19 protein-coding genes are annotated in these 20,595 nt (G+C 71.7%); 9 read left to right on the top strand and 10 right to left on the bottom strand.

Annotated elements, in window-relative coordinates:
- Positions 1-2: 2 nt before the first annotated feature.
- From ABD366_RS01765 to ABD366_RS01790, 6 genes are all read right to left on the bottom strand, one after another.
- Positions 3-758, bottom strand: a complete 756-nt coding sequence (locus ABD366_RS01765) for an SDR family oxidoreductase (RefSeq protein WP_324772343.1) — start codon at positions 756-758, stop codon at positions 3-5.
- 5 nt (positions 759-763) lie between these two features.
- Positions 764-2,554 carry a glycoside hydrolase family 15 protein gene (locus ABD366_RS01770; RefSeq protein ID WP_324772344.1) on the bottom strand — a complete coding sequence of 597 codons (1,791 nt, stop codon included), beginning with the start codon at positions 2,552-2,554 and terminating at the stop codon, positions 764-766.
- A gap of 84 nt (positions 2,555-2,638) precedes the next feature.
- The gene (locus ABD366_RS01775; protein WP_324772386.1) at positions 2,639-3,436 is read right to left on the bottom strand and encodes an SURF1 family cytochrome oxidase biogenesis protein; all 798 of its coding nucleotides are present in this window, start codon (positions 3,434-3,436) and stop codon (positions 2,639-2,641) included.
- A 77-nt stretch (positions 3,437-3,513) separates the two neighbouring features.
- Positions 3,514-3,747 (bottom strand): hypothetical protein, encoded by a 234-nt coding sequence (locus ABD366_RS01780; protein ID WP_324772345.1) that lies wholly within the window; start codon positions 3,745-3,747, stop codon positions 3,514-3,516.
- Between the two features lie 63 nt (positions 3,748-3,810).
- The gene (locus ABD366_RS01785; RefSeq protein ID WP_324772346.1) at positions 3,811-4,794 is read right to left on the bottom strand and encodes a DEDDh family exonuclease; all 984 of its coding nucleotides are present in this window, start codon (positions 4,792-4,794) and stop codon (positions 3,811-3,813) included.
- Positions 4,795-4,861: 67 nt separating this feature from the next.
- Positions 4,862-5,491, bottom strand: coding sequence for a TetR/AcrR family transcriptional regulator (locus ABD366_RS01790; RefSeq protein ID WP_324772347.1), 630 nt, complete (start codon positions 5,489-5,491; stop codon positions 4,862-4,864).
- Between the two features lie 138 nt (positions 5,492-5,629).
- Between ABD366_RS01790 and ABD366_RS01795 the strand changes: the two genes are divergently transcribed.
- The 7 genes from ABD366_RS01795 to ABD366_RS01825 all read left to right on the top strand — a co-directional run bounded on the left by ABD366_RS01795 (position 5,630) and on the right by ABD366_RS01825 (position 12,633).
- The gene (locus ABD366_RS01795; RefSeq protein WP_324772348.1) at positions 5,630-6,427 is read left to right on the top strand and encodes an acetoacetate decarboxylase family protein; all 798 of its coding nucleotides are present in this window, start codon (positions 5,630-5,632) and stop codon (positions 6,425-6,427) included.
- Positions 6,427-7,311 (top strand): SDR family NAD(P)-dependent oxidoreductase, encoded by an 885-nt coding sequence (locus ABD366_RS01800; protein ID WP_324772349.1) that lies wholly within the window; start codon positions 6,427-6,429, stop codon positions 7,309-7,311. The genes ABD366_RS01795 and ABD366_RS01800 overlap by 1 nt, the downstream gene beginning before the upstream one ends.
- A gap of 28 nt (positions 7,312-7,339) precedes the next feature.
- On the top strand, positions 7,340-8,632 hold the full coding sequence (locus ABD366_RS01805) for an amidohydrolase family protein (RefSeq protein ID WP_324772350.1): 1,293 nt from the start codon (positions 7,340-7,342) through the stop codon (positions 8,630-8,632).
- Complete coding sequence (locus tag ABD366_RS01810) at positions 8,629-9,864, top strand: amidohydrolase family protein (RefSeq protein ID WP_324772351.1); 1,236 nt, start codon at positions 8,629-8,631, stop codon at positions 9,862-9,864. The genes ABD366_RS01805 and ABD366_RS01810 overlap by 4 nt, the downstream gene beginning before the upstream one ends.
- A gap of 148 nt (positions 9,865-10,012) precedes the next feature.
- Entirely contained in the window at positions 10,013-10,897 is an 885-nt protein-coding gene (locus tag ABD366_RS01815; protein WP_324772352.1) for a sterol desaturase family protein, read from the top strand.
- On the top strand, positions 10,894-11,568 hold the full coding sequence (locus tag ABD366_RS01820; RefSeq protein WP_324772353.1) for a lysoplasmalogenase: 675 nt from the start codon (positions 10,894-10,896) through the stop codon (positions 11,566-11,568). Before ABD366_RS01815 ends, ABD366_RS01820 begins: the two co-directional genes overlap by 4 nt.
- A gap of 21 nt (positions 11,569-11,589) precedes the next feature.
- Positions 11,590-12,633, top strand: coding sequence for a zinc-dependent alcohol dehydrogenase family protein (locus ABD366_RS01825; RefSeq protein WP_324772354.1), 1,044 nt, complete (start codon positions 11,590-11,592; stop codon positions 12,631-12,633).
- Positions 12,634-12,653: 20 nt separating this feature from the next.
- On the opposite strand, the gene ABD366_RS01830 is transcribed toward ABD366_RS01825, so the two are convergent.
- From ABD366_RS01830 to ABD366_RS01845, 4 genes are all read right to left on the bottom strand, one after another.
- Positions 12,654-13,673 carry a CopD family protein gene (locus tag ABD366_RS01830; protein ID WP_324772355.1) on the bottom strand — a complete coding sequence of 340 codons (1,020 nt, stop codon included), beginning with the start codon at positions 13,671-13,673 and terminating at the stop codon, positions 12,654-12,656.
- A gap of 82 nt (positions 13,674-13,755) precedes the next feature.
- Positions 13,756-15,165, bottom strand: a complete 1,410-nt coding sequence (locus ABD366_RS01835) for a CoA transferase (protein ID WP_324772356.1) — start codon at positions 15,163-15,165, stop codon at positions 13,756-13,758.
- An 81-nt stretch (positions 15,166-15,246) separates the two neighbouring features.
- A complete protein-coding gene (locus ABD366_RS01840; protein WP_324772357.1) occupies positions 15,247-16,752 on the bottom strand; it encodes a S8 family serine peptidase in 1,506 nt (501 codons plus the stop codon).
- A gap of 11 nt (positions 16,753-16,763) precedes the next feature.
- Positions 16,764-18,296, bottom strand: coding sequence for a S8 family serine peptidase (locus tag ABD366_RS01845; protein WP_324772358.1), 1,533 nt, complete (start codon positions 18,294-18,296; stop codon positions 16,764-16,766).
- Between the two features lie 317 nt (positions 18,297-18,613).
- Between ABD366_RS01845 and ABD366_RS01850 the strand changes: the two genes are divergently transcribed.
- Together ABD366_RS01850 and ABD366_RS01855 are read left to right on the top strand one after the other, a co-directional pair.
- On the top strand, positions 18,614-18,970 hold the full coding sequence (locus ABD366_RS01850) for a DUF485 domain-containing protein (protein ID WP_324772359.1): 357 nt from the start codon (positions 18,614-18,616) through the stop codon (positions 18,968-18,970).
- Positions 18,967-20,592, top strand: a complete 1,626-nt coding sequence (locus ABD366_RS01855) for a solute symporter family protein (RefSeq protein ID WP_324772360.1) — start codon at positions 18,967-18,969, stop codon at positions 20,590-20,592. Before ABD366_RS01850 ends, ABD366_RS01855 begins: the two co-directional genes overlap by 4 nt.
- Positions 20,593-20,595: the final 3 nt, after the last annotated feature.

The following is a 20,595-nucleotide window of genomic DNA, read 5'->3' on the forward strand; positions in this document are numbered from 1 at the left end:
GGTCAGAAGCCGTGCCGGTTCCCGCCGTCGACGGGCAGCATGACACCGGTCAGGTACGAGGCGGCCGGCGACAGGAAGAACGCGGCGGTCCGGCCGAACTCGGCCGGCGTCCCGTAGCGCCGCAGCGGGATCCGCGACTCGTTGGCCACCCGGGTCGCCTGCGGATCGGCCGACAGCTCGTCCAGCTCGCGGACGCGGTCCGTGTCGATACGGGCCGGCAGCAGCCCGATGACGCGGATCCCGCGCGGCCCCAGCTCGTCGGCGAGGGACTTGGCGAACCCGGCGAGACCCGGCCGCAGCCCGTTGGAGATGGTCAGACCCGGGATCGGCTCGTGCACGGAACCGGAGAGCACGAACCCGATGACACCGCCCTCGCCGAGCTCGGCCGCCGCGGCCCGCGCGAGCCGTACCGCGCCGAGGAACACCGACTCGAACGCCGACTGCCACTGCTCGTCCGTGTTGTCCGCGACGAAGCCGGCGGCGGGCCCGCCCACGCTGACGAGAATGCCGTCGAAGCGGCCGAACTGCTCCCGCGCGACGGCGATCACCCGCTCCGCGACCTGCGGATCGGCGTTGTCGACGGCGATGCCGAGGGCGTTCGGACCGAGCTCGGCCGCCGCGTCCTTGGCCCGCTGCTCGTCGCGCCCGGTGATGACGACCTTCGCGCCGTCGGCGACGAGCTCGCGCGCGGTGGCGTTGCCGAGGCCGCGGGTGGCGCCGGTGACTACGTAGACACGGTCCTTCAGTCCAAGATCCATGGTCCCTATCCTGCCTCTCCGGAGTCGCAGGTGCCGAACAGGGTCAGCGCCGTGGTCACCAGGCCGATGTGGCTGAACGCCTGCGGGAAGTTGCCGAGCTGGTGCCCCGCCCGCGGGTCGAACTCCTCGGCGAGCAGCCCCACGTCGTTGCGGAGCGTCACGAGGTGCTCGAACAGCTCGCGTGCCTCCTTCGTACGCCCCGTCATGTGCAGCGCGTCCGCCAGCCAGAACGAGCAGACGAGGAAGGCCCCCTCGTCGCCCGGCAGGCCGTCGACGGTGAGGTCCGTGCTGTAGCGGCGCACGAGACCGTCCCGCGCCAGCTCCTCGCGCACCGCGTCGACCGTGCCGATCACCCGCGGGTCGTCCGGCGGCAGGAAGCCCACGCGCGGGATGAGTAGCGTCGCCGCGTCGAGTTCCCTGGAGCCGTAGTGCTGCGTGAACGTGCCCCGCTCGGTGTCGTAGCCGCGCTCGCACACGTCCTGGTGGATGGTGTCGCGCAGCTTGCGCAGCCGGTCGAGGTCGCCGGGCAGGGACGGGTCCTCCTCCATGGCGCGTACGGTGCGGTCGGCGGCGACCCAGGTCATGACCTTGGAGTGCACGAAGTGGCGGCGCGGCCCGCGCACCTCCCACAGCCCCTCGTCGGGCTCGCGCCACGCCTCGTGCAGGAAGTCCAGAAGCGCCAGCTGCAACTGCCAGACGTGCGGCTTGTCGTGCAGGCCCGCGCGCCTGGCCAGCGCGAGCGAGTCGACGACCTCGCCGTACACATCGAGCTGCAACTGGTGCACGGCGTCGTTCCCGCTGCGTACGGGACGGGAGCCACGGAAGCCCTCCAGCCAGGTCAGCTCCTGCTCGGGCAGCCGCCGCTCGCCCGCCAGGCCGTACATGATCTGCAGCTTCGCGGGGTCACCGGCGGCGGCGCGCACCAGCCAGTCGCGCCAGGCCTCGGCCTCGTCCAGGTAACCGGCCGAGACGAGCGCGTTCAGGGTGAGCGTGGAGTCCCGCAGCCAGCAGTAGCGGTAGTCCCAGTTCCGTACGCCGCCGATCTCCTCCGGCAGTGAGGTGGTGGGCGCCGCGACCATGCCGCCGGTCGGCGCGTAGGTGAGCGCCTTCAGGGTGAGCAGCGAGCGGAGTACGGCGTCCCGGTGCGGGCCGTCGTAGCGGCACCGGTCCGCCCAGGCCTGCCAGTCCGCCACGCTGTGTTGCAGCGACTCGTGCGGGTCGATGAGCTCGGGGCGCGGGTGGTGCGAGGGGTGCCAGGTCAGCACGAAGGCGACGCTCTCGCCCGCCTCGACGGTGAACTCGGAGTGCGTGCCGAAGGACTCGCCCCACGTGTGCACCTCGGGCTCGCTGCGCAGCCAGGCCGCGTCCGGGCCGGCGACCGCCACCCGGTGGCCGTCGCTGCGCCGCACCCACGGCACGACGTTGCCGTAGTCGAACCGCAGTCGCAGGGTGCCGCGCACGGTGACGCGGCCGCTGATCCCCTCGACGATCCGGACGACGTCGGGCGCCTTGTCGCGCTGCGGCATGAAGTCCGTGACCCTGATGTGCCCCTCGTCGGTCTCCCACTCCGTGTCCAGGACCAGGGTGCCGGGGCGGTAGGCGCGGCGTGTACAGGTGCCGGCGCCCTTGGGCGCGAGACGCCAGTGGCCGTTCTCCTCGTCGCCGAGCAGCGCGGCGAAGCATGCGGGGGAGTCGAAGCGGGGCAGACAGAGCCAGTCGACGGAGCCGTCCCTGCTGACCAGGGCCGCGGTCTGTTCGTCGCCGATGAGGGCGTAGTCCTCGATATGTGGGTGCACGCGGTGCGAGTTCCCGGCGCGGCGCCACGGCAATCCAGGTCGCGACCGGCCGGGTGAGCCGGAAGTGGTCCTGGCGGGCGGGAGCTACACCGCGGCCGGCGTGGTGTCCTCGACCGACTGCTCGGACTCCGCCTTCCTGCGGCGCTCACGCAGTTCGCGCCGGAGCAGGACGACCCAGCCGACCGGCACGGCCGCGGCGAACAGCCACCACTGGTACGCGTACGCGAAGTTCAGGGCGGAGTCCTCCTTACCGGGCTTGCCGAGCAGCTCGGGGGTGTCACCCTTCGGCGTGGGGTCGGTCTGCGCGACGTAGCCGCCGAGGACCTCGGCGTCGAGGCGCTTGGCCTGCTGCGCGCTGTTGACCAGCATGATCTGCCTCTCGGGCAGCCCTTCGAGGTTCTTGATGCCGCTCGCCTCGGTCGTCTCGTCGGGCATCAGGCGCCCGGTGACGGTGATCTCGCCGCGGGGCGGTGCGGGGATCTTGGGGAAGACGGTCTGGCTCGGCCCGTCCGCGGGGATCCAGCCGCGGTTGACGAGCATCACCTTGCCGTCGGCCAGGACGAACGGGGTCAGGACGTGGTAGCCGACCTCGTCGTCGGAGTTGACCCGGCGGCGTACGACGACCTCGTGCTCGGTGTCGAAGCGGCCCTTCGCCCGCACCGCGTGGTACCGCTCGCGGCTGGTGACGGTGTGCCCGGGCGAGGTCAGCTCCTCCACGGGTACGGGCTTCGCGGAGAGCGCGTCCGTGACCAGCTGGTTGCGCGCGGCACGCTCGTCGTAGCGGTGCATCTGCCAGATGCCCAGCCGGATCATCGTGGGGATGAGGACGAGGGCGACCAGGGTGAGGATCACCCACTGCCGGGTCAACAGGAAGCGGTACACCCCATGACCGTACAGCTCGGGCATGGGGTGTTTTCAGGGGGGTGCGCCCGATTGGGACGGGCGCACCGGCCGGCGGGTCAGACGTTGTCGACGATGCCCACCATCCCCTCCGCGCGGGAGCAGTGCGCCCCGCAGAACCAGTGGCCCTCGACCTCGACGCCCTGCCCGATGATGCGGCACCGGCAGTGCTCGCAGATCGGCGCCATGCGGTGGATGGCGCAGGAGAAGCAGTCGAAGACGTGCACCGCTCCCTGGGCGTGGACCTCGAAGGACATGCCGTAGTCGTTTCCGCAGACTTCGCAACGTGCCATGCGCCACAGGGTGGGTGCCCCGGCGGCGCCGGGCGAGCGGGCGCGGGGCGAGTCGCCCCGTAATCACCCGTCTGTCGCGTCCACCACATCCTGGAGCAGCTGTCCGAACGCCGCCTCGTCCATGACCGGCGTCCCGAACTGCTTGGCCTTCACGACCTTCGAGGTGTACGAGTCCGGGTCATTGGTCACCAGCAGGCTCGTCAGCCGGGACAGGCTCGTCGCCACGTGCAGCCCCGCGTCGACCGCCCGGTCCTCGAGCAGCTCCCGGTCGACCGAGGTGTCCCCGGAGAACGCGACACGCATGCCCTGCTTGAGCGGTTTGCCCGGTTCGTAACGGCCCGGGTTCGGGTACGGGCACGCCGGCCGCTTCCGGGAGGGACGCCAACTGCCCGCGCCGCCGCCCCGGTACGAGGAGGCCGGCTGACGCGGCACCGAGGACTCCGACCACTCGGTGAGCGGGCGGCACTCCAGAAGCGGCAGCCGCACGTTCCCCGCGGCGGCCGCCCGCAGGCTCGGCAGAAACGCCTCGGCCAGCACACGCGCGTCGTCGAGCGCGTGGTGCGCGCGCTCCTGGATGACTCCGAAGTGCGCGGCGAGCGACTCCAGCTTGTGGTTGGGCAGCGGCAGGCCCAGCTCCTTGGAGAGCGCGATCGTGCACAGCCGCTGGCGGACCGGAGCGGTGAGCCGGGCGCGCGCGTACTCGCGGGCGATCATCGACCAGTCGAACACCGCGTTGTGCGCGACCAGGACACGGCCGTCGAGACGCGCGGCGAACTCCTCGGCGATGTCCGGGAAGAGCGGCGCGCCGGCCAGGACGTCGGTCGTCAGACCGTGGATCCACACCGGGCCCGGATCACGCTCCGGGTTGACCAGCGTGTACCAGTGGTCCTCGACGGCGCCCTGCGCGTCGAGCCGGTAGACGGCGGCCGAGATTATCCGGTCGTCCCTGGAGAGACCGGTGGTCTCCACGTCGACGACCGCGTATCCCTTTGGGTACGCGGTCGGCCAGGGGGCTGCGGACGCAACGGTCGGGCGGTCTTCGAGCATGGTCCCTGAGGATACGGGCCGTCACTGACACTCCGGTCGCCGCCCGTCCGGAAAAACCGGCCCCGGTTCAAGTGCCGGATGCAAGGAGCGAGTTCACCAGCGCCCGGACCGACGTGGTGAACAGCCGCTCCGGATCCACCGGCGCGGCGAGCGCCCGGGCGAGGGCCCGGTCGTCCTCCGCGGCCGTGTCCGGCGCGCCCCACAGGTCCTCCTCGCCGGGCCGCTGCACGGGGGCCCGCTCCCGGTTCCGCTCGACCAGGACGTGCCCGACGACCTGGAACTGCACCGCCCGTACGGCCTCGGCGGCGCGGGTGCCGCGCAGCCCCGCCGCGTGCACCTCGTGCACCAGGGCCTGTTGCGCGGGCAGGAACATACGCTCGGTCAGACCGCGTTCGTGGACCATCGCGACCAGGTGCGGACGGTCGCGCAGCTGCCGGCGCAGCGTCCGCGCGACGGAGACGACGCGCTCCTGCGGGGTGGCGCCGCGGGGCCGGATCTCGCCGAGGTCGGCGACCGTGCGCTCCACGAGGGCGTCGAGCAGCGACTCGCGGTTGCCGACGTGCCAGTAGATGGACGTGACGGCCGTGCCCAGTTCGGCCGCGAGCCCGCGCATGGTCAGCGCCTGCGGACCGTGCTCCTTGACGAGGGCAGCCGCGGCGGCGAGCACCTCGTCGCGGGTGAGCGGTGGGCGTGCCATCGGACCGCCCCCTTCGCGTGCGTCCGTGCACCGGCCGGCCGGTGCACGTGTCTTTACCCTTCATCACCGCCGGTGTAACTGTGTTACAGGCGCCACGCGAACGACCCCCGACACGTCACGGACGAAGGGCGGTACGAGATGGCACGCGTACGGTACGGAGCGCGCACCGAGGCGGAGATCGCCGCCGCGCGCACCGCGAGCAGCAAGCTTCCCGACATCTGGTCCACCGGCGTCGTCGCCGTGTGGGAGTCCGATCCGGACACGGTGGCGGCGGTGCTGCCGCCGCCGCTGAAGCCGGCCGCGCGGCCTCTGGTGCGGGTCAACATCAGCAAGGTCGAGCTGCCGGGTTATCCGCTGGGCGCGGGTTCCGTCGCGGTCGCCGCCGAGCACGGCGGCGTCCGGGGCTGGTATCCGCTGGTCATGCCGATGACGCACGAGCGGGCCCTGATCGGCGGCCGTGAGGTGTTCGGCGAGCCGAAGAAGCTCGGCGACGTCACGGTGGAGCGCGACGGGCTCGTGGTGCGGGCGGCGCTCGGCCGGCACGGCATCGAGTTCGTGGAGGTGCGGGGCGCCGTCAGTGGCAGCCTGCCCGTGCCGGAGCCGACGCGGAAGACGGACTTCTACTTCAAGTTCCTGCCCGCCGTGGACGGTTCGGGGTTCGACGCGGACCCCGTCCTCGTGCACTGCGTACGCAACGAGAGGGTCAGGAAGCTGGAGCGGATCACCGGCGACGTGGTGCTGCGGGAGTCCATGTACGACCCGGTCGCCGACCTGCCCGTGCGCACCCTGGTGGAGATCACCATCGGGGAGAAGACCACCGACCAGCGGGGCAGGGTCGTCGAGCGCGTCAGCGGCCAGGCCCTCCTGCCGTACATCCACCAGCGCTACGACGACCCGCAGCAGATCCTCGACGGCCCGCCCGAGGGAAGCACCTGATGCGCCTGGAAGCGGGGCAGGTCGCCGTCGTCACGGGCGCGGCGAGCGGCATCGGTCTGGCGATGGCGCGGCGGTTCGCGGCCGACGGCCTGAAGGTCGTGCTCGCCGACGTGGAGAAGGGCGCCCTGGAGAGCGCGGCCGAGGGGCTGCGGGCGGACGGGGCGACGGTGCACGCGCGCGTGGTCGACGTCGGGGAGCGCGAGCAGGTCATGGCGCTGGCCGAGTCCACGTACGAGACGTTCGGCGGCTGCCATGTGCTGTGCAACAACGCGGGGGTCGGCTCCGGCGCCGAAGGCCGCATGTGGCAACACGAACCCAACGACTGGAAATGGGCTTTCGCCGTCAACGTGTGGGGTGTCTTCCACGGCATCCAGGCGTTCGTGCCGCGCATGATCGCGAGCGGTGAGCCCGGGCACATCGTCAACACGTCCTCGGGGGACGGCGGCATCGCACCGCTGCCGACGGCGTCCGTGTACGCGGTCACGAAGGCGGCCGTCGTGACGATGACGGAGTCGCTGTACGCGCATCTGCGGGCGGAGCACGCGCGCGTGGGCGCCTCGGTTCTCTTCCCCGGCCCCCACATGCTCCGTACCGGCCTGTGGGAGTCGCACCGCAACCGGCCCGACCGGTACGCCAAGGAGCGGCCCCGCAAGACGCCGTACCGCAGCCTCGGCCAGTGGGAGGCCGCCATGAAGGAGGCCGGTCACGAGGTGGCGTTCACACCGGTGGAGGAGGTGGCGGACCTTGTCGTGGAGGGCGTCGCGGCGGACCGGTTCTGGCTGCTTCCCGAGAGCGAGCACAGCGACCGGCAGATCCGGGCCAGGTCGCAGTCGATGCTGGACCGGGCCAACCCGGCGTACCTGGAGAGCTTCATCCTCGACTGAGGGACGGAAGGAAAAGGGGCGACAACCGATGACCGCTCAGCGGAACGACGACCCGTACCTGATCATCTCCTCCGACTGCCACGCCGGACTGCCCACCGAGGAGTACCGGCCCTACCTGGACAGCCGTTTCCACCGTGCCTTCGACGACTTCCTCGGCGAGCGGGACGCCCGCCGCGAGGAGGCCACCCGGCTCGGCATCCGCAACGACGCCTTCGCGGCGAAGTGGTTCACCGACAACGAGGAGGGCCTGCGCGGCGGCTGGGACGCGGCGCAGCGCCTGAAAGAGCTCGACGGTGACGGGGTGGCCGCCGAGGTGGTCTTCCCCGACGCGGACGCCGTGGACAGCCGGACGGCGGCTCCCTTCGGCGTCGGGCTCGGGCTCTCCGGCGACCAGGACCCCGAACTCGGCATGGCCGGCGCGCAGGCGCACAACCGCTGGCTCGCCGAGTTCGTCGGACAGCACCCCGAGCGGCACTGCGGCGTCGCCCTGCTGCCCATCACGGCCGAACCGGACAAGGTCGTCGCCGAGGTGCACCGCGCCAAGGAGTCGGGGCTCGGCGCCCTGATGATCCCCTCCATGTGGGTCGACAAGGACCCCTACCACGCGCGCCGTTACGACCCCGTGTGGGCGGCGGCGGCCGAATGCGCCATGCCCGTCGTGACCCACTCGGGGGCGGCGCCGCGCCACGAGTACGGGGACCACCTCGGCATCTACGTGAGCGAGGTGACCTGGTGGCCCGCGCGCCCGCTCTGGTTCCTGCTCTGGTCGGGCGTCTTCGAGCGGCACCCGGGGCTGAAGTTCGGGGTCGCCGAGTCGGGCTGCTGGTGGCTGCCCAACCTGCTGTGGTTCATGGACCGCCTCTACCTGGGCGCCCACGGAGGCAAGAAACTCTCCCCGTTCGCCGAGCTGAAGCGCCCGCCGCACGAGTACCTGGACCGGCAGGTCTTCATCTGCGCCACCAACACCAAACGCCGCGAACTGGCGCAGCGCTACGAGATCGGCGTCGACAACATCCTGTGGGGCAGCGACTTCCCGCACCCCGAGGGGACCTGGCCCGACACGCGCGCGTGGCTGCGGAGAACCTTCCACGACATCCCGGTCACGGAGACACGGCGCATGCTCGGCCTCGCCGCCGCCGAGGTGTTCGGCTTCGACACCGGCACGCTGGCTCCGCTGGCGGCCCGCATCGGCCCGACCCCGGCCGACCTCGGGCAGGACGCCGACCAGAGCGCCGTCGAGGCGTCCTGGGCCCGCTCGCGCGACGTGGGCCGGCACTGGCTGACCGACCACGACTTCCCGGCCCTGGGGGTGACCTCGTGAACCGAACACCGGACAGGTACACGGTGATCTCGGCGGACTGCCACGCGGGCGCCGATCTCCTCGACTACAGGCCGTACTTGGAGGCCTCACACCACGACGCCTTCGACGCGTGGGCCGCCACCTATGTGAACCCCTACGCGGACCTGCTCGCCGACACCGCCGACCGGAACTGGAACTCCGAGCGCCGGATCGAGGAGCTGGAACGCGACGGCATCGTCGCCGAGGTCGTCTTCCCCAACACCATCCCGCCGTTCTTCCCGTCCGCGTCGCTCATGGCGCCCGCGCCCACGCGCGCGGAGTTCGAGCAGCGCTGGGCGGGACTGCGCGCCCACAACCGGTGGCTCGCGGACTTCTGCGCCGCCGCCCCGGGCCGCAGGGCGGGCGTCTTCCAGATCCTCCTCAACGACGTGGACGAGGCGGTACGGGAAATCCGCTGGGCCGCCGAAGCAGGCCTCAAAGGCGGCCTGATGCTGCCCGGCACACCCCCCGGCTCGGGCCTCCCCGAGCTGTACTCGGCGACGTACGACCCGATCTGGCGGACCTGCGCCGAACTCGGTGTGCCGGTCAACCACCATGCGGGCTCGGCGTCCCCGCCGCTCGGCGAGGAGCCGGCCGCGCGCGCCGTCTTCATGGTGGAGACGACCTGGTTCTCGCACCGCGCCCTGTGGCACCTGGTCTTCGGCGGCGCGTTCCGCAAGCACCCCGACCTGAGACTCGTCCTCACCGAGCAGGGCTCCGGATGGATCCCCGGTGTGCTCGACATGCTGGACTACTACCACGGGCGGCTCGTCGCGGCGGCCTCCAGGGCGAGCACGGCGGAGTCCAAGTTCGGTGCCGGGCTCGCCGGTTCGATGGGCAAGGGCCCCTCTACTGTGTGGCGGGAGAACTGCTACGTGGGCGCCAGTTTCATGCGCCCCCACGAAGTGCCGCTACGGGACCGCATCGGCCTCGACAAGATCATGTGGGGCAGCGACTACCCGCACGACGAGGGCACGTACCCGTACACCCGCGAAGGTCTGCGCATCGCCTACGCGGGCCTGCCCCGCGAGGAGATCGCCGCGATGGTCGGCGGCAACACCGCCCGCGTCTACGGCTTCGACCTCGCCCTCCTGGACCCCATCGCCGCGCGCGTGGGCCCCACGGTCGCCGAGATCGACGAGCCCCTCAAGGAGCCGCCGGCCGACGCGACGAGCCCGGTGTTCGCGAAGGGAGGATCGGTCCGGGTGTGGTGAGCGGTACCGAGCCCCGGCGGACTCCGGGTCCGCGTACCGGCGCAGTCCTGTACCGCGTACCGGCGGAGTCCGGCACCGCGTACCGGCGGTAATACTTGTCGGTAACAACCCCTAGCCGGGGCCCGTCACCTGCCCTTACGGTGCACGCATGTCGTCGCCGAACCTGCCCGATGTCGTGCTGTGGTCGATACCCGCCTTCGTGCTGCTCACGATCGTCGAGATCGTGAGCGTGCGCATCCATCCCGATGAGGACGCCGCCGGGTACGAGACCAAGGACGCGGCGACCAGCATCACCATGGGCCTGGGCAGCCTCGTCTTCGACTTCCTGTGGAAGATCCCCATCGTCGCCCTCTACACGGCGGTCTACGAACTGACGCCGCTGCGCGTGCCCGTCCTCTGGTGGACGATCCCGCTGATGCTGCTCGCGCAGGACTTCTTCTACTACTGGTCGCACCGCGGGCACCACGTCATCCGCATCCTGTGGGCGTGCCACGTGGTGCACCACTCCAGCCGCAAGTTCAACCTGTCGACGGCGCTGCGCCAGCCCTGGACGAGCGTCACCTCGTGGCCGTTCTACCTGCCGCTCATCGCGTGCGGGGTGCACCCGGCGGCGCTCGCGTTCTGCTCCTCGGCCAACCTCGTCTACCAGTTCTGGATCCACACCGAACGCATCGACAAGATGTGGCGCCCCTTCGAGTACGTCTTCAACACGCCCTCCCACCACCGCGTCCACCACGCCTCGCAAGGCGGCTACCTGGACCGGAACTTCGGCGGCATCCTCATCGTCTGGGACCGGCTCTTCGGCTCGTGGGTCGGGGAGGGCGAGCGTCCGGTGTTCGGGCTCACCAAGAACATCAGCACCTTCAACCCGCTGCGCGTCGCCACCCACGAGTACGCGGCGATCGCCAGGGACCTGAAGGCGGCGACCAGTTGGCGCGAGCGGGCCGGACGGGTCTTCGGGGGCCCCGGATGGCAGCCCGCTCCCGCCGCCGCGCCGAACGCCCCGCAGAAGGTCACCGAGGGCGCCGCGTGACCCTGCCCCGGGCCCTGCGCACCGGCTTTCTCGTCGTGTGCGCCGTCGACCTCGGCGCGCTCCTCGCCGGATGGGACGCGGCGCACACCGTCGCCAAACCGCTCCTCATGCCCCTCCTCGCGGCCTACGTCGTCGCGTGCCACGGGCCCCGACTGCTCTGCGCCGCCCTGCTGTCGGGCTGGGGCGGCGACGTCCTGCTGCTGTTCGACCGGGACGCCGCGTTCCTCGCCGGGATGGGCTGCTTCGCCGCCGGGCACGTCTGCTATCTCGTGCTCTTCAAGCGGTACGGGAGACCACGCGCGCGGGGCGGCCTGCTCGGCGCCGGGTACGCCGTCGCGCTCGTCGCCATGATCGCCGCCCTGTGGCCGGACCTGCCCGCAGGCATGCGCGGGCCCGTCGCCGCGTACAGCGTGCTGCTCACCGCCATGGCGTACGGCGCCTCCCGGCTCGGCCCGGTGGCCGGCGTCGGCGGCGCGCTGTTCCTGCTGTCCGACTCGCTCATCGCCCTGGGGGTCGCCGACTGGCCGCGTCTGCCGCCCGCCGACTTCTGGATCATGCTGACGTACGTGGCGGCGCAGTACCTGCTGGCGCGGGGGGTGCTCGGTGAGCGCGCCGAGCCTGCGGCGGCGTACCGTGAAAAGCGTGCCGAGACCCGGCGCACCCCGCACTGACCTGCACAAAGGAAACACCTCATGCGCGCCACCACCATCCACGCCCCGTTCGACATGCGCGTGGAGGACGTCCCCGATCCTGTCGTGACGCTGCCCACCGACGCCGTCGTGCGCGTGCTGCGCGCCTGCATCTGCGGCAGCGACCTGTGGGCCTACCGGGGTGAGGCCGCACGGCAGCCGGGCCAGCGCATCGGGCACGAGTTCCTCGGCATCGTCGAGGAGACCGGTACCGAGGTGTCCACGATCGGCCGCGGCGACCTGGTGGTCGCGCCCTTCATGTGGTCGGACGGCACGTGCGACTACTGCCGCGAGGGCCTGACCACGTCCTGCGAGCACGGCGGCTTCTGGGGCGCGGTCGGCTACGACGGCGGACAGGGCGAGGCCGTGCGCGTTCCGTACGCCGACGGCACCCTCGTCCGGCTGCCCGCCGACGCGGCCTCCGACGACCACCTGCTCTCCGCCCTCCTCACGCTCTCCGACGTGATGGGAACCGGCCACCACGCGGCCCTCGGCGCGGGCGTCCGCGAGGGCGCCACGGTCGCCGTCGTCGGGGACGGCGCGGTGGGTCTGTGCGGTGTTCTCGCGGCCAAGCGGCTCGGCGCCGAGCGGATCATCGCGCTCGGCCGCCACGCGGTGCGTACGGACATCGCGCGCCGCTTCGGCGCCACCGACGTCGTCGCCGAGCGCGGTGACGCGGCCGTCGCGGCCGTCCTCGAACTGACCGGCGGTCAGGGCGCGCACTCCGTGATCGAGGCCGTCGGCACCGAGCAGTCCATGCAGACCGCCGTGCACATCACCCGCGCGGGCGGCGCCGTCGGCTTCGTCGGCGTCCCGCACGGCAGCGGCACCGGCCTCGACCTCGGCGTCATGTTCAACCGGAACATCGCGCTGCGCGGCGGCGTCGCCCCCGTGCGCACCTACATCCCGGAACTGCTCCCCGACGTCCTCGACGGCACGATCGACCCGTCGCCCGTCTTCGACATGACGGTCGGCGTCGAAGCCGTGCCCGACGGCTACAAGGCGATGGACGAGCGCACCGCCCTGAAGGTCATGGTCACGAACTAGAGCAACGGGTCTTCAGGCGGTCACCAGCGGATCGGGAGCGGCAGCGCCGTCAGCACTGCCGACACCGCCACGACGACGGCCAGCACCACGACCTCCGCGCGCGCGGGAACGTACGCGCTCGTACGGTCCCGCGCCCGCCGCAGCCGTAGCCGCGCGACCAGGGCCAGCGCCGCGACGACGGCCACGAGCAGCACCTTCGCCAGCAGGGTGCGCCCGTAGGCCGTCGTCGTCAGCTGGTCGAGGACCGTGCCCGGCGGCATCCGGCGCAGCGTGCTGCACAGCCCCGTGGCCGTGAGCGCGGCGAGCAGCAGCGCGGCCACGCGCGCGTAGCGGCCGAGCAGCGCCGTGCCGGGCCCCGGGGCGGTCGTCCGCCAGGCGCGCAGCGTGCGCAGTACGTACAGCAGGCCGCCCGCCCACAGAGCGCCGCACGTCAGATGGACGAGGGTGAGGCCCGATCCGACGAGCGGGGTGTCCTCGGTGCCCGGGTGGGCGCGCAGCGCCTCCGCGACGACCACCGCGGCCAGCGGCAGGAGCGCGTACGCGGGGCGGCGGGAGCGTGCGCACAACGCCGCCACCAGGAAGGCGTTGACCTCCACCAGGGCGAGCGTGCCGTCCCGCGTCCCGTACAGGCCGCCGATGTCCAGGTCGGCGAGGCTGTGCGGGACCAGGTTCCCGGAGGCCACCACGGAGGCGAGGCCGAGCGCGGCCACGAACCCCGCCCACGCCGCGGGCACCGACCACGTACGAGGCGCCTCCTGCGAGGGAGCCACCTTGCGCGCGAGGCGGCCCGCGAAGACCTCGCCCGCCTGTATGCACAGCGCGGCGAACAGCACCGCCCGCAGCAGCGCGATGCCGCCGACGCCGGGCGCCGCCGCCTCGCCCGTGCCGTCGAGCGCCGCCCGCGGCCCGAACATCGGGATCAGCGCGGCGGCGGCGACGAGCACGAGCACGGCGGCGGCCCGCCCGCCGCCGGGTCTGCGGGCGGGCACGTCGGTCCCCGCGGCGGCGGGTATCCCGGAGGTCGGCGGTGGGGAAGTCACGTGCGGATCCTCACCAGTCGGCACAGACCGGGGCAAGTGCGCAGGGAGAAGTGGGGCGGAGGGATCCGGACACGCGTGACTCTCAGCCACGCGGGAGCCACACCGGTGCGTCCGTGCCCCACCGGCCCGGCGGCCGGGCCCAGTCGGCGGGCCCGCCGGCGAACGACACCGGGGGCAGCGCGTACCGGAGGCGGCCCAGCGCGCTGTCGGTCTCGGCCAGCCAGGGAGCGGGGCTCGCCGAGGCCGCGTCCTCAGAAGCCCGCTTTTCGGGGCTCACCGAGGCCGCGTCTTCAGAAGCCTGCCCTCCGGGGCCCGGTTCGTTGACCAACCACCCGGCCGTCCGCGCCAGCGAGTACCGCAGGATGTGCGAACCGCCGTCCCGGGCCCGGTCGGTGAGCGCCCGCAGGACGCCCGCCGCGAGGAGATAGCCCGTGCCGTGGTCGAGTGCCTGCGCGGGCAGCGCGCCCGGCTGCTCCGTCGAGCCCTGGGTCGCCGCGATGCCGGTCGCCACCTGGACGAGGCTGTCGAAGCCGCGCCGTCCGCCCCAGGGCCCGTACGCGCCCCAGGCCGACACCGACGCGACGACAAGCCCTGGGTGCCGCTCGGCGAGCGCCTCCGGAGCCAGCCCGAACCGGTCGAGCGCGCCCGGCCGGTACCCCGTGACGATGACGTCGGCGGTGGTCAGCAGCTCCTCGAAGGTCCGCCGGTCCGTGCCGTCCGTCAGGTCGAGCCGCGTGGAGCGCTTCCCGAAACCGGTGTCGGCGTGCGTGTCCGGGTCCTCGGGCAACTGCGGCGCGTCCACCCGCAGCACATCCGCGCCGAGCAGGGCCAGGGTGCGGGTGGCGACCGGGCCCGCGAGGACCCGGGTGAGGTCGAGGACCCGCGGCGCGCCACCCCGCACGGCACGCGGCGCGGCGGCGTCGAGGCGTTCCCGGATCACCAGCGGGTGGGCGGCCACCGCGGCGCCCTGCGGATGCGCCGCCCACTCTTCGGGCGTGCGCAGCGCGACGGCCAGGCCACCGGCCGCGTAGACCGTCTCCTCGACCTCGTAGGCGGACCGCCCGGCGAGCAGGCCCGCGACCTCGTCCACGGACGCGTCCGCGCCGACGCCGAGGGCCGCGCACAGTCGCGCCCGGTGGTGCGGGTAGTTGGCGTGGGTTCGCAGCCAGCCGTCCTGGGTGCGCCAGAAACGCGACAGGGGGGCGAAGTTGACCGGTGCGCGTCCGTCGATGAGCAGGTGCCGCTCGCTGGTGAAGGCGGTCGCGAGCGCGCCGTCGTCGACCTGTACGTCGGCCACGGGCCGCCCCGCGCGCGTGGCGGCGAATTCCGCGCCCGCGAGGGAGCACGCGCCCACACAGGCACGGGCCAGTTCGATCACGGGCAGGCGCGCGGGCAGCGAACCCGCGCGCGTGCGGTACGAGATGCGGGACAGCAGGGCGGGGTCTCCGCCGAGCGCTTCCCAGACAGCTGCGATGCCGGGTGTGTGCGTCATGCAGGCACTATGCCGGAAAGCCGTCACGAGAGAGCGGGGAGGGGCCGCCGGCCCCTCCCCGCAATGCCGAGCCTCAGCCCGCTACTTGGTCACGGCGTCCAGTGCGTCCGCCGCCCCCGCTCCGTAGAAGCTGTTCTTGTTCTTGCCGCCCACGCACACCGCGTCGACCGTGCCGTCACCGTCGATGTCGTACGGGTCGGTGCACGGCGTCGCGTCGGCCCCCTTGTAGAGGAGCGCTTTCACCTGCGCTGCCGAGGCCTTCGGATGCGTCGACTTGATCAGCGCGGCGACACCCGCGACGTGCGGCGACGCCATCGACGTACCCGCCTTGTAGCCGTACTTGCCGCCCGGCAGCGTCGACAGGATCAGGCCGCTGGTCGCCGGGGGAGCGGGCGTCTGGTAGGCGGTGCTGTCGCCACCGGGCGCCGCGATGTCGACGACGTTCTTGCCCCAGTTCGAGTACGACGCCTTGATGCCCTTGGCGCCCGTCGCCGAGACGGTGACCACGCCGGGCAGCTGCGACGGGATGTCGAGGCAGTCCTTCGTCTTCACCGTGCGCGGCACCGGAGTCGTGTCGTCCGGCGAGGAGTCGTCGACGATCTCGTCCTGCGCGAGGTCGGTCGAGGCGTTGCCGGCCGCCGCGACGTTCACGGCGCCCTTGCGCTCCGCGTACTGGGAGGCCCGGGTGACCGCGGTGACGAGCGCCTTCTGGTCGGCGTCCGTCTTGCAGTTGAACAGCCACGGGTCCGTGTAGTAGCTGGAGTTGGTGACGTCGACGCCGTGATCGGCCGCCCACACGAAGCCGCAGACCACGGCCTCCGTGTAGTACATGCCGGTGGCCGGCTCGGCCACCTTCAGGCTCGCCACCTTCACGCCGGGCGCGACACCGGTGACGCCGACGCCGTTCTTCGCGGCGGCGATGGTGCCCGCCACGTGCATGCCGTGGTCGGACTCACCGGCCACGGGACGCCACGCGTCGTCCTTCTGCACGGGCACGCCGCCCAGGCAGCTGGCCGACGCCTTCCGGTCGAAGTTCGGCGCGATGTCCGGGTGGGTGTCGTCCACGCCCGAGTCGAGCACGCCGACCGTCACCCGGGAGCTGCCCAGCGACTTCTCGTGGGCCCGGTCCGCCTTCATGGCGGGCAGGTCCCACTGCAACGGCTCCAGTGGGTCCTGGGCCGAGGTCGCCTGCCCGGCCGCCTTCTTCGCCTCGGCGGCGGTCAGCACCTTCTCGGTCGCGATGTCGTCACTGGACTGCGCGGCCAGCGGCGCGGTGCGCGTGGCCCCGGCCGACTCGACGCCGCGCACCGAGCGGACCGCCTCGGCGAAGTCCGGGTTCTGCGAGTGGACGACGAGGACGCCGATCCTGTCGTACGCGATGACGACGCTGCCGCCGGCCTTGCCGATCGCCCGCTCCACCCGGTCCGAAGTGCCGTGCCCCGGGCGGACGTTGACGACGTAGCTGAGCAGGGGCCCGTCCGTGGCGACGGGCGCGTCGGAGGCCACCGCGTTCGGCACGACGGCGAGCGCGGACGCCACGGCGAGTCCCGCGGGCGCGGCCAGGGTGCGGATGAGACGCGTTCTCATGTGTGCCGCCCTCACTTCTTGACGGCCTTGAGGGCGTCGACGATGCCGTAGCCGTAGAAGCCGTTGCGCTGCTTGCCGCCCTCGCAGGTCGCGTCGACGACGCCGTCGCCGTCACCGTCGTACGAGGCGGGGCAGACCTCCTCGTCGGCCTGGGCCTTCATCAGCGCCTGCAACATCGCCGGGGACGCCTTCGGGTGCGTCGACTTCAGGAGCGCGGCGACACCGGCCGCGTGCGGCGACGCCATCGACGTGCCCTGGAGCCAGCCGTACTCGCCGCCCGGCATCGTGGAGAGGATGCGGCCGTTCTGCGACGGGGTGTCCGGGATCTGGTACTTGTCGCCGCCGGGCGCCGCGATGTCGATGACGCCGTTGCCGTAACTGGAGTAGTACGACTTCGCCTTGTTCACGCCCGTCGCGCTGACCGTGACGACCCCCGGCAGCTGCGTCGGGATGTCGAAGCAGGTGTGCGGGTCGATCGTGCGGTTCACCGGCGTCGAGTCGTCCGGGCTGGTGTCGTCGACGATCGCGTCGGCGTCGAGGTCGTGGTTGGAGTTGCCCGCCGACGCGAGGTTCAGGGTGCCCTTCTTCTGGGCGTACAGCTGGGCCCGGTTCACCGCGTCGACGATCGCCCGCTGGTCGGGGTCGTCCATGCAGTTGTACAGCCACGGGTCCACGTAGTAGCTGTTGTTGGTGACCTCGATGCCGTGGTCGGCGGCGAACACGAAGGCGCACACGACGCTCTCCGGGTAGAACAGCTCGCTGACCGGGTCGGCCACCTTGATGCCCGCGACCTTCACGCCGGGCGCGACGCCCGCGACGCCGATCCCGTTGCGCGCGGCGGCGATCTCACCGGCGACGTGTGTGCCGTGGTAGTGGTCCGGGGTCGCGGGCCGCCAGGCGCCCGGCGAGGTGTCCGCCTTGCCGCCGACGCAGCTCGCCGACTGGGAGGCGGAGAAGTTCGGGGCGAGATCGGGGTGGGTGTCGTCGACGCCGGTGTCGATGACACCGACGGTGACCTTCCGGCTGCCCGGGTTGATCTTCGCGGCCTTGTCCGCGCCCATCGCCCGCAGGTCCCACTGGTCGGCCTCGAGCGGCTCCTGGGCGGTGCCGGCCTTGGCGGCGGCGGCCTTGGCGTCGGCTTTCGAAAGCTTCTGTACGGCGCCCTCGTCGGTGGTGCCGGCGAGGCTGAGCGGGGCGGTGCGGGTCGCGCCCGCCGAGGCCACGCCCCGCGCCTTGCGTATCTGCTTGCCGAAGTCCGGGTTCGACGACTGGACGACGAAGACGCCGATCTTCCCGTACGTCTCGACTATGGAACCGCCGGCCGCGGATATCGCCTTGCCGACGGAGGCGAGGGTACGGCCGTCGGTGCTGCGCGTATTCACCACATACGCGAGCGAAGCCGCCGAATCCGCTGAACCGGCCGTCGCCGCCGGGGAATCCGCGGGCACGGCGGCCGCGGACGGCATGAAGCCGAAGGAGGCCGTCAGTGCCATGCCGATCGGCAGAGCGAGGGCCAAGCGGCGTCTGGCAGGCAGATGAGCCATGGGATCTCCACATCATCCGGCGTATTCGCTGAATACGGAAAAGCCCGAACACAAGTGGTGCCCGGGCAGGTACATGACGCGTGGTGCGGTGTGAACGTATCTCTGGTCGGCGCAGGTCAGCAACGACTTCCGAAAGAAATCAGGGGAGTTGAACCACGGCGCGCGCGCCTCCGTGTCGTTGTGCAGAGGGCACTGGCTGAAACCAGCCCTCTGTTGGATCACGCCGCAGAGCCCTACGATCGCGACCCGGCTGACGTGATCCACGTCACTGCGCAACACCCCCGTCCCCGACAGCACCCGCCGCACAAGGAGACTCCGTGGCCACCGACGCACCACCACCCCAGAAGGGCAGCCCGGCCCTGCCCTCCACCGAGGAGTTCGTCGCGGCGCAAGAGAGTGCGGAGTTCGCCGAACTGCGCAAGGCGCACCGTTCGTTCGCGTTCCCGCTCACCATCGCCTTCATCGCCTGGTACCTGCTCTACGTCCTGCTCTCCAGCTACGCGGGCGACTTCATGGGCACCAAGCTCTTCGGCAACATCAACGTCGCCCTGGTGCTCGGCCTCGCCCAGTTCCTCACCACGTTCCTCATCGCCTGGTGGTACTCGCGGTACTCCGCCGCGAAGCTCGACCCCAAGGCCGAAGCCATCAAGTCCCGTATGGAGGGCGGCGCATGAGCCCCGCAGTGCACGTACTCGCCGCCGCAGAGGCCAGCGAGCACCGGCCCCTGATCATCAGCCTGTTCGCGGTGTTCGTCGCCGCGACCCTCGTGATCACCGTCTGGGCGGGCCGCCAGACCAAGAGCGCCTCCGACTTCTACGCGGGCGGCCGCCAGTTCACCGCCTTCCAGAACGGCCTCGCGGTCTCCGGCGACTACATGTCCGCCGCGTCGTTCCTCGGCATCGCCGGCGCCATCGCCCTCTTCGGCTACGACGGCTTCCTCTACTCCATCGGCTTCCTGGTCGCCTGGCTGGTCGCGCTCCTCCTGGTCGCCGAACCGCTGCGCAACTCCGGCCGCTACACGATGGGCGACGTCCTCGCCTACCGCATGCGCCAGCGCCCCGTCCGCACGGCCGCGGGCACCTCCACGATCGTCGTCTCGATCTTCTACCTGCTCGCGCAGATGGCGGGCGCGGGCGTCCTCGTCTCGCTGCTGCTCGGCATCACCTCGGACGCGGGCAAGATCGGCATCGTCGCCCTTGTCGGCGTCCTGATGATCGTGTACGTCACCATCGGCGGTATGAAGGGCACCACCTGGGTGCAGATGGTCAAGGCCGTGCTCCTCATCGCGGGCACGATCCTGCTGACCTTCCTGGTGCTGCTGAAGTTCGACTTCAACATCTCGGACCTGCTGGGCACCGCCGCCGAGAACAGCGGCAAGGGCTCACCGTTCCTGGAGCCGGGCCTCAAGTACGGCGTCACGGCCACCTCGAAGATCGACTTCATCTCGCTCGGCATCGCCCTCGTGCTCGGCACCGCGGGACTGCCGCACATCCTGATCCGCTTCTACACGGTGCCGACCGCCAAGGCCGCCCGTAAGTCCGTCAACTGGGCCATCGGCATCATCGGCGCCTTCTACCTGATGACGATCGCGCTCGGCTTCGGCGCCGCCGCCCTCATCAAGCCCGCCGAGATCATCGCCTCGAACCCGGCCGGAAACACGGCGGCCCCTCTGCTCGCACTCCATCTGGGCGGCGTCGACTCCAACTGGGGCGCGATCCTGCTGGCGTCCATCTCCGCCGTCGCCTTCGCCACGATCCTCGCGGTCGTCGCGGGCCTCACCCTCGCCTCGTCCTCCTCGTTCGCGCACGACATCTACGCGAACGTCATCAAGAAGGGCAAGGCGAGCGAGAAGCAGGAGATGCGGGCCGCCCGCTGGGCCACCGTCTTCATCGGCATCGTCTCGATCGCCCTGGGCGCCCTCGCCCGCGACCTCAACGTGGCGGGCCTCGTCGCCCTCGCGTTCGCCGTCGCCGCGTCCGCGAACCTGCCGACCATCCTCTACAGCCTCTTCTGGAAGCGGTTCAACACCAACGGGGCGCTCTGGTCGATCTACGGCGGCCTCTTCACGGCGGTCTTCCTGGTCCTCTTCTCGCCCGTCGTCTCGGGCAACCCGAAGACGTCCATGTTCAAGGGCGTCGACTTCCACTGGTTCCCGCTGGAGAACCCGGGCATCATCTCGATCCCGGTCGGCTTCCTGCTCGGCGTCATCGGCACCTACATGGCCAAGGAGAAGGCCGACAAGGGCAAGTACGCCGAACTCGAGGTCCGCTCCCTCACCGGCACCGGAGCCCACTGATCC

It is taken from the genome of Streptomyces kunmingensis (assembly GCF_039533535.1).
Lineage (GTDB): Bacteria > Actinomycetota > Actinomycetes > Streptomycetales > Streptomycetaceae > Streptomyces > Streptomyces kunmingensis.